The organism is Vibrio sp. 2033 (assembly GCF_033339735.1).
Map to the genome: position 1 here is coordinate 1 of NZ_JAWOVC010000685.1, position 552 is coordinate 552.

At 38.9% G+C, this 552-nt stretch carries 2 pseudogenes; both read left to right on the forward strand.

The features are described 5' to 3' along the window. Positions 1 to 156 (forward strand): annotated as a pseudogene (locus R7P74_RS28500) (LysR family transcriptional regulator); the annotation flags it as partial. A 182-nt stretch (positions 157 to 338) separates the two neighbouring features. Further along, positions 339 to 552 (forward strand): annotated as a pseudogene (locus R7P74_RS28505) (outer membrane beta-barrel protein); the annotation flags it as partial.

Consider the following 552-nt stretch of genomic DNA (forward strand, 5'->3'; position numbering starts at 1 on the left):
ATGTTGAACGAGCGAGATAAAGCACAAGACTTGGTTTACATCCCATCTCATGGTTTAGAAACCGGCGACAGTTTTTATTTTGTGCACAAGAAGAACCGAGCAAAGCAGGCCGAGATCGTCAAACTGACCAACTGGTTAAAGCAGCAGTGTCTGTAATTAAGATTAAATATTCTTAATTAAGAAGGAAAATAGAAAAGTTGTGTCTAATTATTTCGTGTTTTATTGAGTTTTTATTCACTAACATCTCGATCGGTTTAACGCCAAGCGAGATGGATAACGCGACATGCTTAAGGAAGGGCGATACACAAACTCAATAATAAAACAGGCAGTGAAATACAATGTTAAAGAAAACATGGCTAACAGCAGCCCTTCTAGCAACTTGTTCTATGGCAAACGCAGCTCCTTACATTGGTGCATCGATCGGTAAAGCAACGTTTGATGATATCAGTGGTTCAATCAAATCAAATACCTACAACGCAAGCGAGAAACTTGAAGTTAAAGACAACGAAAGTCTGTCTGGCAAAGTTTTTGGTGGTTACACATTCAACGAGT